Origin of the sequence: Streptomyces sp. NPDC045470 (assembly GCF_040646595.1) — a bacterium.
Taxonomy (GTDB): Bacteria; Actinomycetota; Actinomycetes; order Streptomycetales; family Streptomycetaceae; genus Streptomyces.
In genome coordinates, this window is record NZ_JBEZAN010000013.1 from 1 (window position 1) to 11,993 (window position 11,993).

General features: G+C 69.4%; 15 protein-coding genes and 1 tRNA gene. 4 read left to right on the top strand and 12 right to left on the bottom strand.

Annotated elements, in window-relative coordinates; all coding sequences use genetic code 11:
* Positions 1-209, top strand: a 209-nt coding sequence (locus AB0A97_RS28780; protein WP_361155281.1) for a DUF4232 domain-containing protein, incomplete at its 5' end; no start/stop codon positions are given.
* Positions 210-288: 79 nt separating this feature from the next.
* Here the strand turns inward: AB0A97_RS28780 and AB0A97_RS28785 are convergent.
* Entirely contained in the window at positions 289-498 is a 210-nt protein-coding gene (locus AB0A97_RS28785) for a tautomerase family protein (protein WP_361155283.1), read from the bottom strand.
* A gap of 147 nt (positions 499-645) precedes the next feature.
* Entirely contained in the window at positions 646-1,440 is a 795-nt protein-coding gene (locus AB0A97_RS28790; protein ID WP_361155285.1) for an SDR family oxidoreductase, read from the bottom strand.
* Between the two features lie 78 nt (positions 1,441-1,518).
* Between AB0A97_RS28790 and AB0A97_RS28795 the strand changes: the two genes are divergently transcribed.
* Positions 1,519-2,388, top strand: coding sequence for a helix-turn-helix transcriptional regulator (locus AB0A97_RS28795; RefSeq protein WP_361155287.1), 870 nt, complete (start codon positions 1,519-1,521; stop codon positions 2,386-2,388).
* Between the two features lie 234 nt (positions 2,389-2,622).
* On the opposite strand, the gene AB0A97_RS28800 is transcribed toward AB0A97_RS28795, so the two are convergent.
* Positions 2,623-2,928: a helix-turn-helix transcriptional regulator gene (locus tag AB0A97_RS28800; protein ID WP_361155289.1), complete on the bottom strand. Its 306-nt coding sequence runs from the start codon at positions 2,926-2,928 to the stop codon at positions 2,623-2,625.
* 64 nt (positions 2,929-2,992) lie between these two features.
* Here AB0A97_RS28800 and map point away from each other — a divergent pair, with 64 nt between their 5' ends.
* Positions 2,993-3,775 (top strand): type I methionyl aminopeptidase, encoded by a 783-nt coding sequence (gene map / locus AB0A97_RS28805; RefSeq protein WP_361155291.1) that lies wholly within the window; start codon positions 2,993-2,995, stop codon positions 3,773-3,775.
* 260 nt (positions 3,776-4,035) lie between these two features.
* Here the strand turns inward: map and AB0A97_RS28810 are convergent, their stop codons facing one another.
* The 7 genes from AB0A97_RS28810 to AB0A97_RS28840 all read right to left on the bottom strand — a co-directional run bounded on the left by AB0A97_RS28810 (position 4,036) and on the right by AB0A97_RS28840 (position 9,159).
* On the bottom strand, positions 4,036-4,635 hold the full coding sequence (locus AB0A97_RS28810; RefSeq protein ID WP_361155293.1) for a hypothetical protein: 600 nt from the start codon (positions 4,633-4,635) through the stop codon (positions 4,036-4,038).
* Between the two features lie 34 nt (positions 4,636-4,669).
* On the bottom strand, positions 4,670-5,347 hold the full coding sequence (locus AB0A97_RS28815) for a hypothetical protein (RefSeq protein WP_361155295.1): 678 nt from the start codon (positions 5,345-5,347) through the stop codon (positions 4,670-4,672).
* Positions 5,334-6,635 carry a hypothetical protein gene (locus AB0A97_RS28820; RefSeq protein WP_361155297.1) on the bottom strand — a complete coding sequence of 434 codons (1,302 nt, stop codon included), beginning with the start codon at positions 6,633-6,635 and terminating at the stop codon, positions 5,334-5,336. Before AB0A97_RS28820 ends, AB0A97_RS28815 begins: the two co-directional genes overlap by 14 nt.
* Positions 6,632-6,943, bottom strand: coding sequence for a hypothetical protein (locus tag AB0A97_RS28825; protein ID WP_361155299.1), 312 nt, complete (start codon positions 6,941-6,943; stop codon positions 6,632-6,634). Before AB0A97_RS28825 ends, AB0A97_RS28820 begins: the two co-directional genes overlap by 4 nt.
* Before the next feature lie 939 nt (positions 6,944-7,882).
* A tRNA-Ser gene (locus AB0A97_RS28830) sits at positions 7,883-7,969 on the bottom strand.
* A gap of 68 nt (positions 7,970-8,037) precedes the next feature.
* A complete protein-coding gene (gene tadA / locus AB0A97_RS28835; protein ID WP_361155301.1) occupies positions 8,038-8,571 on the bottom strand; it encodes a tRNA adenosine(34) deaminase TadA in 534 nt (177 codons plus the stop codon).
* A gap of 24 nt (positions 8,572-8,595) precedes the next feature.
* Entirely contained in the window at positions 8,596-9,159 is a 564-nt protein-coding gene (locus AB0A97_RS28840; RefSeq protein WP_361155302.1) for a hypothetical protein, read from the bottom strand.
* Between the two features lie 754 nt (positions 9,160-9,913).
* Here AB0A97_RS28840 and upp point away from each other — a divergent pair.
* A complete protein-coding gene (upp, locus tag AB0A97_RS28845) occupies positions 9,914-10,549 on the top strand; it encodes a uracil phosphoribosyltransferase (RefSeq protein WP_030018025.1) in 636 nt (211 codons plus the stop codon).
* An 84-nt stretch (positions 10,550-10,633) separates the two neighbouring features.
* On the opposite strand, the gene AB0A97_RS28850 is transcribed toward upp, so the two are convergent.
* Complete coding sequence (locus tag AB0A97_RS28850; protein WP_361155304.1) at positions 10,634-11,296, bottom strand: LytR C-terminal domain-containing protein; 663 nt, start codon at positions 11,294-11,296, stop codon at positions 10,634-10,636.
* A 178-nt stretch (positions 11,297-11,474) separates the two neighbouring features.
* The gene (locus AB0A97_RS28855) at positions 11,475-11,771 is read right to left on the bottom strand and encodes a type II toxin-antitoxin system VapB family antitoxin (RefSeq protein WP_003986294.1); all 297 of its coding nucleotides are present in this window, start codon (positions 11,769-11,771) and stop codon (positions 11,475-11,477) included.
* Positions 11,772-11,993: the final 222 nt, after the last annotated feature.

Below are 11,993 nucleotides of genomic sequence, written 5' to 3' on the forward strand. Positions count from 1 at the left end.
CGATCACCCTCGCCCCCGGCGAGAGCACCGACTTCACCCTCAACCTCGGCACGGCCCAGGAAAACGCCGAAGACTCCTGGCTGCCCCGGACCGTCGCCGTCACCCCGCCCGACGAGACCACCTCCCTGACCCTGAAATGGCCCTGGGGCCCCCTCGTCGACCAGCGCAGCGCCACCCACCCCGCCACCTTCGTCAACCCCATCGGCTGACCCCACCGCACTGCCGCACCCACCGACCGCACGACTCGCCCGGCCCGCATGCTCCCGCGCGGACCGGGCTCCTGCCTCGTCAGGCTTCGCCGTTGAGCATGGCGGCGGTCAGGACGTCGCCGGCGACGCCCCAGCCGCCGTCGGCGACCTCGTCGACCAGGACGACGGTGGTGGGGCGGGCCCGCTCGCCGTAGATCTCCGCGTACAGGTCGGTGGTGCGCTCGACGATCTTCTTCTTGTCGTCGGCGGTGACGGTGCCCGCGGGAACCTTGAAGTGGGCGAAAGGCATGGGTGTTTCTCCTTGATGTGGTTTCTTCCGGCTCTTCCGGAGTGGGGGGGGGCGGGGAATCGGCTCGGCGGTGAAGCAGGCGTCAGGGAGGGCGGGGAACCGTCACGGGACGAGGAGCAGCCGACCCGCAGCACGTGTCGTTCCCGGTCACACCAGGCCGCCGTTGGCCCGCAGGATCTGGCCGTTGACCCAGTGCCCTGCCGGGCTGGTGAGGAAGGCGACCACCTGGGCGATGTCCTCGGGGGTGCCCAGCCGCTCCAGGGGCGGGGCCTTGGCGAGCTGCTCGACCTGCCCAGGCGTCTTGCCTTCGAGGAACAGGTCCGTGGCCGTGGGGCCGGGGGCGACGGTGTTGACGGTGATGTCCCGTCCGCGCAGCTCGCGGGCGAGGATCAGGGTGAGCGCCTCGACGGCCGCCTTGCTCGCCGCGTACGCGCCGTAAGCGGGGAACCGGGTGCCGACCACGGAGGTCGAGAACCCCACGAACGCGCCGCCCGCGCGCAGTCGGCGGGCGGCCTGCTGAGCGACGACGAAGGTGCCGCGGATGTTGGTGCGGTGTACGGAGTCGAGCACCGCCAGGTCGAGTTCGGCGATCGGTGACAGGGCGAGCCGCCCGGCGCAGTTCACCACGGAGTCCACACCGCCGAACTCCCGCTCCGCCCGGTCGAACAGGGCGGTGACCGCGTCCTCGTCCGCCACGTCCGCCCGTACACAGAGGGCCCGCCCACCGGCGGCGATGACCGCCGCCGCCGTCGCCTCGGCGGCAGCCGCGTCGTGGGCGTAGTTCACCACGACGGCCAGACCGTCCTGGGCGAGCCTGCGGCAGACCGCCCGGCCGATGCCGCGCGATCCGCCGGTGACGACGGCGACCCGCCCGCCCGCCGTGGCGGTAGCCGGTACGGGAGGGGCTGGTACATGGGCGGGAGGGGGATGGTTTGCCGTCATGGCCTCCACGATGCGCGGTGCCGGGCGACGTAACCAGGGGATGGCATCCCCTGGGTCGCCGGCCCGGCCGGGCGCACAATGCCAGGCATGGGGTCTGCGAAATACACCGAGCTGGGGGCCTTCCTGCGCTCGCGGCGTGCCCGTATCCGACCGTCCGACGTGGGACTCGCCCACGGGCCCCGCCGCCGGGTGCCCGGACTCCGCCGTGAGGAGGTCGCCCAGCTCGCCGGCGCGTCGGCGGACTACTACAACGAACTTGAGCGCGGCGCCGGATCCCAGCCCTCCGAACAGATGATCGCCGCGCTGGCCAGGGCCCTGCGCCTGACCGCCGACGAGCGCGACTACCTCTACCGCCTGGCCGACCGCCCGGTCCCCGCGCACGGCGGACCCGCCTCGCACGTCCATCCCGGCATGCTCGACCTGCTCACCCGCCTGACCTCGACACCCGCACAGGTCATCACTGACCTGCACGTCACCCTCGTACAGAACAGGCCGGCGGTGGCGCTGCTCGGTGACCACTCCGGCCTGCGGGGCGCTCGGGCGAGCTTCGTGTACCGCTGGTTCACCGAACCCGCTTCCCGGCGGCTGTACCCCGAGGCCGACCACCCGGGCCAGTCGCGGGCCTTCGTCGCCGACCTGCGGGCAGCCGCCGCCCGGCGCGACGCCAAGGACACCGAAGTCCGCTCCATGATCAGCTCGCTGCTGGCCGCCTCCTCCGAATTCGCCGCTCTGTGGGCCGACCACGAGGTGGCGTTCCGGCGCGACGACCGCAAACGCATCGACCACCCCGCACTCGGCCTGATCGAGGTCAACTGCCTCAACCTGTTCAGCGAGGACGGCCGACAGCGCCTCCTCTGGTTCACCCCCGCGGCCGGCACCGACAGCGCCGGCCTCCTCGACCTGCTGGCCGTCCTCGGTACCCAGGAAGTCACCGTCCCGGCGCGCTGACAGCCACGTACGCCGCGATCAGTCCGTCCCGACCCGCGCTCCGGCGGCACGTGCCGGCGCTCCTGCCCCAGGGCTGACGCCCTTCTTGCGGGGCGACGGCCGGGAGCCCGTCGCCTCCCGTCGGGCGACCGGCACCAGGCGCCTCGGCCCGGGGGCGCGACGACGCCTGCCCCCACACGTTTTTCGCCGGCCGAGCAGCGCGGCCGGTGAACCGCCGACTCTCCGAGCGCGGCGTTACGAAGCGAGCGAGGGATGCCGTGTGACCGGCAGGACCGACTGTTCCTCGGCGGTTTCCTCCACCCGGCTCATCTCGGCCCAGAGGGCGTCGAGAGACAGGCCGAGGGTGTCGGCGATCGCGGCGATGGTCGGGAAGGCGGGGGTGGCCACGCGGCCGGATTCGATCTTTCGGAGGGTTTCCGGCGAGATGTGGGAGGCGAGCGCCACGTCCAGCATCGAGCGGCAGCCCCGGGCTTGGCGGAGCAGGGCGCCGAGGCGCTGTCCGCGTGCTACCTCGGCGGGGGTGAGCGGCAACCTGACCATGGGCCCATTCTAATACCGGTATAGTTAGACCGGGATAGTTATTGGACGTACGCGAGAGGCCACCATGATCGAGATCCTGAACGCCGCACGCCTTGAGCGTGCGAGGGACGCCGGCGCCTTGGTCGGGGACATCCTGCACACGTTGCGGCAGCGCAGCACGGTCGGGACGAACCTGCTGGACATCGACCAGTGGGCCAAGGAGATGATCACCGAGGCGGGGGCGCAGTCCTGCTACGTCGACTACGCGCCGTCCTTCGGGCGCGGCCCGTTCGGTCACTACATCTGCACGGCCGTCAACGACGGGGTGCTCCACGGGCGGCCGCACCACTACACGCTGGCGGACGGGGATCTGCTGACCCTCGACCTCGCCGTGGCCAAGCGCGGGGTGGCCGCGGACGCCGCGATCAGCTTTCTGGTGGGCGAGGCCAGACCGGCGGAGAGCGTCGCGATGATCGAGACGACCGAACGCGCCCTCGCCGCCGGCATCGCCGCCGCCAGGCCCGGGGCGCGCATCGGCGACCTCTCGCACGCCATCGGCACGGTCCTCGGCGAGGCGGGCTACCCGATCAACACCGAGTTCGGCGGCCACGGCATCGGCTCGACCATGCACCAGGACCCGCACGTCGCGAACACCGGACGGCCCGGCCGCGGATACAAGCTGCGCCCCGGACTGCTGCTCGCCCTGGAACCCTGGATCATGGCCGACACCGCCACCCTCGTCACCGACGCCGACGGCTGGACGCTGCGCAGCGCTACGGGCTGCCGGACCGCACACAGCGAGCACACCATCGCCATCACCGACGACGGAGCCGAAATACTCACGCTGCCCTCGCATGCGAGGCCGTAGGGGACCGGGCCACCGCCCGCGCTTCGCACGCTGGACGCGAGGGGCGGGCGGCGCGGGCGACATGAGCCCCCGGGCAGCACGCAAAACACCCCCCTGACCGCGTTTCCGCAGATCAGGTGCCGCTTCGATGCTGTCGGGTCCTGTCCGGCCCCTCAAGCTCTGCTTCCGTGTTGCACGTGCAACACGGTCATCGTCACCGAATCAACCGTTATCTCGGAAGACCCCCATACCTATCGTTCAAGGAGGTATGTGAGCTGCGGTCAGTCTGCCCCGACCCGTGCTCCAGCGGCACGCGCCAGGGCTCGTGCCCCAGGGCTGACGCCCCTCTTGCGCGGGGACATCCGGGAGTCCGTCGCCTCTCGTTGGGCGACCCACAGGAGACGCCGTGGCCCAGGGGCCGCGACGACGCCCAGGTACCGAGGGTCGCCTGCGAACCACGCTTCGGTGGCCCGCCCGGACTTCACCGCGCGTACCCAGAAGTGCCCTTTCGTCCCGATCAGACCGCCATAGCGGAGGCTTACGGTCTTCTCCGGCCGTTCCGGGTCCGGCACGACGAACTGCGTACTGCCATTCTTCTTCGGCCGGGCCTCGGCGATGCCCACCTGCCACGGGTAGACGCGCAGCACCCGGAGTGTTCGTGTCAGGGAGGCTGCCGCGATCACCGCGAGCAGGGCATACCAGATGCCGACGCACAGCATCGGCATCCACAACACCAGCAGCCAGGACGGCGTCATGACGACGGCGAAGAGCCACGCGAAGAAACCCAGCAGCCAGATCAGCAGAGCGGCACACCGAGACATCGCGGCACGGCGCCACACCCGGCGGGTGTCCGGGTCTTCCCAGGCCGTCTTGTAGTGCACCGGAGACGTCATATCTGACCTCACAAGTTTCTCGTCAGCCGAAGGTGTCTCGCGCGGCGGCGACTTCCCGGGTCTCCGGCATCCGCTCGCGCATGTGCGGCGGAAGAGGATTGTCGAAGCTCACCATGCGGATGATGCCGTGGAACACGTCGCGGTAGTGCTCGTGGTCGGACTTACTCGTCGTGCTCAGCGCCAGCACAGCGACACGACAGCCGTCGGGATGCGGCAGACAGGCGGTCATCTGGAAGACTTCTCGGCCCTCGCGCTGACCCACCATCTCCACCACAGCCGCCGGACCGCAGGGCAGATCGACAAGGTCGGCGCTGCGAGCTCCTGCGGATGCCAGCGAAGCCTTCGCCGCTGAGAGCTTCGGTGGGGTCCACGGCAGCTCTTCCCACTTGATCAGAAACACGGAGTGCGCAACGCCGTCCGCCTCGTCGTGGTGCACCCCTATCGAGAGATGGGCGGCGCCGCTATGCGCCAGAAGCCCTCCCATGGCGCGGGCTTCTCCAATGCTTTCGCGGAACGCCCGGTACTGCTCCTCCGGTACCACTGTGGAGAGCAACTCCAAACCCTCCGCCGGTGCTTCGGAATCGGGCACCAGCGGCACTTCGACAAACCCGGGCGGCAAGGCGAACCAGATGTCGCATTCGGCACTCATCGCCGATCCAGCGATGGCGAAATCATCCATGTTTCCCTCAGTGGCCGACATCGAGAAGCACCTTCAGGGTTTTCAGGGCAGTGGCGCCGTGGCCAGCGCCGTCGAAACTGCCGGCGCGGGCGCCATCCATGCCAGTACCCACGCTGTTGACGGTGTCGTCGTCCAAAGCGCCGATCAGGTCCTTGGCTGTGCCGTACGTGCCGGTGGCGGCCCCAGCGCCGGCGACGCCGAGATCGATCATCCGCCCGGCTCGCTCAGGATTGGCGGCGCCCCTGACCACCCAAGTGGTCAGAGGGTTATCGGCCCCAGCGATCCGGTTCGCGGCCAACCACGTCTTGCTTCCTGCGCTTGCCAGGTGGTCGGTGAGGGTCAGAGCCTCGGTTGCCGCTCCGGCCGAGCGGGCTGCTCCATTGATGCCACGCGCCACGGCGCCGACTCCAGGCACCATTCCCAGGGTGTCCCCCGCCACCCCTACCGCGTTGCTCCAGAAGTCAGCGTCGAACTCGCCCTTGGTGAATGCGTCCTTGAGCGAGGCCCTGACGGCAGGGTCCGACAGACGGGAGGCCAGAGTGGCTGCGCTCGCTGTGGCGGCAATCAGGAGAAACGCCACGCCTATGGGGCCACTCAAGATCAATGCGAGGAGGCCTGTGATCGCAGCGACCGTGCCCAGCACATCCGTGAGGTTGTCGTCCAGCCAGTCCATGGCCTTGCCGAACCAGCCGGGCTCCTCAGGCGCCAGTTTGTCTGTCGCGTCGCGGATCGAGTTGGCCTTACTTCGCGCTGTGGACGAGTGCTCGCTTTCCAGGTCGCGGGCTCGCCGCTTGATGGACGAGAGGTGATCTTGTGCATCGGTGACGGAGCCACGTGCGTCGTTGAGCGCCGCCGTGGCCTTGTCCAGCCGGGCCTGCGCGTTCTGCAGTGATGCTGCGTCATCGAATGTCTGGTGCGCCAGTTTCAGGTCCGGGTTGTTGCTGGCGTTCTTCTCCCGCTCTTTGGCAACGTCGAACTTGTCCTGCGCGGCTTTGGCTTCTGCATCCAGTTTCTTCGCATCGCCTTGGTAGCCATGCAAGGCACGGCCCCAGCCATCTAGGGCATCTGCCGCCTTCAGCAGGGATGTATGGGCTTTCTTGAGGTTGTCCGGAAGTACACCGTCCAGTTCCTCACGGAAGGCGACGGCAGCATCGCCCTCCCACGAACTGCAGGACTGCAACTGCTGCACCAATCGATGCGCCTTCGCCAAAGTGTCTACCGAGGCGGTTAGCTTCGCCTTCAGGGCCGAGACGGCGCTGATGTTTCCGGGAGCGGGGTTGAAGCCCAGATGAGGGTATGGCTGTGTCACTTCGACCGTGCCTTTCCTGCGGCTTTCTTGAAAGCGTCCTCCAAGGCCTGTTCGACCTCTTCGTAATTCTGCTTGGTCTTACTGACGGAGTCGGTGAGTTTCTTGGTCTGCTCTGCGATCTGTTCGGAACCGTACTTCCAGTGCTCTTGGAAGTCGTTGCAGGCTTGGTCCAGGTCGTCGGTCCCCATGGGGTCCGATGTGACCTGGTTCATATGCTTCCGTACTTCTTCTAGCGAATCATGGGCTTTTTTGAGTGTTCTCATGAAGTCGCCCAATTCTCCGGTGTCGACCGAGAAATTATTCCCCACGCGATGTTCTCTTTGGTTGAAGCCGGTGCGATGGTTCGCCGAACGGATGGCTGGAGCGTCCGTACCTTACATTGTTCGTCAGTATTCTCGTGCCTTGTTCGCCCTTCATGAGAAACCGTTCCGTCTGGCAGTTGGGCCACAATTGTTTGAATGCGCAGGCTGTATCGAACAACCCCACGCCTGATCCGTCACATGAGAGCTGCGGTATCGCTGTGCAGGCGGGGCGCGCCCGTGCAATCTTTGGGGTGGCGGATGCACAAGGAGGCAATCTCTTATGCGGCCTCGACGCAGGGGTACTCGCACAGCACCGCCGTGCCGCACGTGCAACCCGCACACACAACCCTGCCCAGGAGAGCACTGTGAGCGGTAGCGGCGGGGCTTGGTCCCGTCAGATGTCTCGCCTGTGGTTCAACTTGGGTGTCGGAAAGAGTGGGCGAAGCGACGCCGTGGTGATCTGACGTCCTCCACTGTAGGTGCAGGGATACGAACTGATCTATGAACCTTTTCCGGGCATCGGCAAGTGTGGTTGCGGGCAGTGCCCGCAGAATGGAGCTTCGGCGCCGTTGATGCGCGTGAGTGAAAGCCCGGCGGGTCGAACATCCGACGCTTCCATCACAGACCGCACCGGCATTCGAATTGCGCGCCAACGCCTTTCCGCCGAAAGGTCAGGGAACTGCTGGGCATGCCGGACACCCGGCCGGTCCTGCGGCTGCTCTAGCGGTTGGCGGCGGAAGTGGACGGCCGTCGGGCGGGAAGCCTCCTGTGGGATCTGTGGGACCGGATCCCACAGGAGGAGACGGCGCGAAGCCCCGAGTTCTCAAGGGACACAGCGTCCATCCGGGTCACGTGTGTGGCAACGTGCAACACCACCGTGCTGCACATACACCACGCAAAACACCCCCCTGACCGCGTCTCCGCAGATCAGAGGGGTGTTACAAGCGGTAGCGGTGGGATTTGAACCCACGGAGGAGTTGCCCCCTCACGCGCTTTCGAGGCGCGCTCCTTCGGCCGCTCGGACACGCTACCGAGAGGAACTCTAGCCCACGGGGGGCCGTACGCCGAAATCGGTATCCGGCGGTGGGGGTGGGCGGGGGTCAGCGGGAGCGGAAGAAGGTGGTCAGGAGGGCGGCGCAGGGGGCGGCCAGGACGTCGGTGATCACCTCGGGGCGGTGGTTGAGGCGGCGGTCGCGTACGACGTCCCAGAGGGAGCCGGCGGCGCCCGCCTTCTCGTCGGCCGCCCCGTAGACGACGCGGTCCAGGCGGGACAGGACGATGGCGCCCGCGCACATCGTGCACGGTTCCAGGGTGACGACGAGGGTGCAGCCGGTCAGCCGCCAGTCGCCGGCCTGCCGTCCGCCGTCGGCAGGGGTGCTGCGCAGGGTGCGCGCCGCCTCGCGGATGGCGAGGACCTCGGCGTGCGCGGTGGGGTCGCCGGTGGCCTCGCGTTCGTTGCGGCCGGTGCCGATGACCGTGCCGTCGGGGGACAGCACGACGGCGCCCACCGGGACGTCACCGGTCCCGGGGGCACGGGCAGCCTCGTCCAGCGCCCGTCGCATCGCCGCGGTCCAGGGATCGCGCAGCGGGTCGGGCGCCGGGGTGTGGAGGGGGTCGGGCAAGGAGGCGGTCATGCCTTCCAGTGTCCGTGACGGGCGTTACCTCACGGCCTCCAGGACGTCCGTGCAGCCGAGGGCGTCGGCGATCTCGGACAGCGCGTCGGTGTCGAGCGCGAGCAGCTCCTTGTCGCCGATGCCCAGGTCGGTCAGCAGGCCCGGGTCACCGAGCGGCCCCGGGGGTGGCGCGGGGGCGTCGGAAGCCGTCGCCGTCTCGTCGCCCTCGCCCGTGCCGTCCGCCGGGTCGGGTTCGCCGTCCTCCGTACCGTCCAGGTCGAGGCTGTCGAGGTCGTCGGTGCCGTCCTCGTCGCGGCCGAGCAGTTCGTCGGTGAGCATCGCACCGTACGAGCTGCGGGCAGCGGCGGCGGCGTTCGAGATGAAGATCCGCGGATCGTCCTCGCCGTCCACACGGACGACGCCGAACCACGTGCCTTCCTGCTCGATGTATGCCACCACCGTGTCGTCGTCGACCGCGGCCTCACGGGCCAGGTCGGCCAGATCGGTCAGGGTCTCCACATTGTCGAGCTCCGTGTCGCTCGCTTCCCACCCGTCTTCGGTGCGCGCGAGCAGTGCGGCGAAGTACACCGTGACTCTCCCACTGGTCATAGGCGTGCCGGGCCGGACGGGGCGGCGCCTCGGCGCCGCAGGTCCCCGCCCATCGGAATCGTGGCAGAAACAACGCGATTGCGCGGGGTCTTCGGCGTTGCGTCGTGCGGGCGTTATGAGAGATGTGGCTCACGTCTTGTGGGACGAGAGGTTCTGATGGGGCAAAAGTGACGTTCGGCTACCAGCGGAACGTGCGCATTCTCATGGCCTGCCGCATCCGTGCGGCCCGGGCGCGGCGCGGCTGGACGCGGTCGCGCAGTTCCTTGGCCTCGCTGAGATCGCGCAGGAACTGGGCGCGTCGCCGTCGGCGCGCCGCGTCGTTCTCACCGCCGGTGGCGCCTTCGTCGGGAGTGCCTTCGTCGGGGGCGACTTCTTCGGGAACGACTTCTTCGGTGGTGGCTGTTTCTCGGCGATCCCGGGGTCCCCGGGGCTCCCGGGACGGTCGTACGGGACCGGCGCCGGCGCCTCTGCCGGCCCGGCGCCGGCTCGCGGATCCGCTGCCGCCCCCGCCGTTCCCACCGCGTCCGGCACCGCGTCCGGCCCCGGTTCCGTTGCCGCTCCCATTCCCGTCGGGCACGCCGTACACCGCCTTGGGACGAGGTCCATGCCCGGCGCCGGTACCGCGGACCGGGCGTTTGTGCCCACTTTCCCCCGGACCGGTGGTTCGATGCCATCGGGGACGGAATCGGTTTCCGGGCCGCGCGGCGCGGACGGGCGGGCACCGGCGCCCGTGACCTCGGCTACTGTCGATGTCATGCGGATCCACGTCGTCGACCACCCGCTGGTGGCGCACAAACTCACTACCCTGCGCGACAAGCGCACCGATTCCCCGACCTTCCGGCGTCTCGCCGACGAGCTGGTCACCCTGCTCGCCTACGAGGCCACCCGCGATGTGCGGACCGAGCAGGTCGACATCGAGACCCCGGTGACGGCGACCACCGGAGTGCGGCTGTCCCACCCCCGGCCGCTGGTCGTGCCGATCCTGCGGGCCGGTCTGGGGATGCTGGACGGCATGGTCCGGCTGCTGCCCACGGCCGAGGTCGGTTTCATGGGCATGGTCCGCAACGAGGAGACGTACGAGGCCCACACGTACGCCACGCGGATGCCGGACGACCTCTCGGGCCGCCAGGTCTACGTGGTCGACCCGATGCTGGCCACCGGCGGCACGCTGGTCGCGGCCATCCGGGAACTGATCAACCGCGGTGCGGACGACGTCACCGCGATCTGCCTGCTGGCGGCGCCCGAGGGTGTCGAGGTGATGGAACGCGAGCTGGCCGGCGCGCCGGTGACGGTCGTCACGGCGGCCGTGGACGAGTGCCTGGACCCCGACCGCTACATCGTCCCCGGCCTGGGCGACGCGGGCGACCGGATGTACGGCACGGCGGGCTGAGACCGGTCCGCGGAGGCCGGTGAGCTTCCGGGCCGGGTGGGGAGGCGCTCGTCCCGTCCCGTGCGGGCGTCCGGCCCGGGCCGGTCACTTCCGGCAGTGCGGGTCCGTCCTGGGCGGTGCCGTCAGCGCGGAGAGCGACTTCTGGGCCGCGGCCGGCTCGGCCAGCGCCTTGAACGTCTCGCCGATGAGCAGGTCGACGTCGCCCGTCTTACGGGTGTCGGTCTTCAGCTCCGCGCCGGCGAGCTGCGTGCCCAGCACCTTCTGAGCGCCTTCGGACGTCGTCCGCGCGCCCAGCAGCACGCCGGTGCCCTTGATCTTCTTGTCGTACGCGGGCGGGGCGTTGCCCACCTTGCCGACCTTGAAGCCGCGCTTCTTCAGCTCGTCCGCGGTCGTCTTGGCGAGGCCGCCGCGGGCCGTCGCGTTGAGGACGTTGACGGTGACGTCGGCGGGCTTGGGCAACGCCTTGCCCGTACCGGCGACCAGGGCGCCGGCCGGCTGCGTGCCGTCCCCGCCGCCCTTGCCGGGGCACTTCTTCTTGTCCTGCGCGGCCTGGGCCGTACCGCCCCGGCCGCCGAAGACGTCGATGAGCTGCAACGTGCCCCAGCCGGCCAGGGCCAGGGCACAGACGGCGGCGGTGATCGCCAGGGCGATCCGCCGGCGGTGACGGGGGCGGCGCATCCGCGGATATCTGTCGCCCGTGATGCGGTACTTCTTACCGCCCATGCCAGGGGGCGTCAGCATGCTCATGTTCGCAGCGTAGTGCGGGGCCGGTCCCGTGCCTATCAAATGATCAATACGCGTCGTGAGGCCCACCCGAAAGGGCCAATGCCGTGCGCCGATCGGGGGGCGGACCGTGTCGGGCGGCGGCCGTGGGGCCCGCGGCCCCGTACGTCGGCCACCCGTACCGGAGGGGCCGGCCGGTGCGTCAGCCCAGTTCCAGAACGCGGGCGTGCAGCACCTGGCGCTGCTGGAGGGCGGCGCGCACGGCGCGGTGCAGCCCGTCTTCCAGGTACAGGTCGCCCTGCCACTTCACGACGTGGGCGAAGAGGTCGCCGTAGAAGGTGGAGTCCTCGGCGAGCAGCGTCTCCAGGTCGAGCTGCTGCTTGGTCGTCACCAACTGGTCGAGGCGTACCGGACGAGGGGCGACATCCGCCCACTGGCGGGTGCTTTCCCGGCCGTGGTCCGGGTACGGCCGCCCATTTCCGATGCGCTTGAAGATCACACGGAAAGCCTACCGGGCCACCGGCTCCGGGCGCAGCCATGCGGCCGGAGAGCGAAGACGGCAAAGAGGGGCATTTCCGGAGTGGGGCGGGAGAACGGCGGCTGCGGTGCGGCACCGGGGAGGTGGTGCGCGTCCGGCGCGGCCGTGGTGGGGAAAGGGCCGCTCCCCGTGCCGAAAGGCGGCCGCCGCCCCGGGGAAGTGGCGCGACGTGCTCCCGAGGAC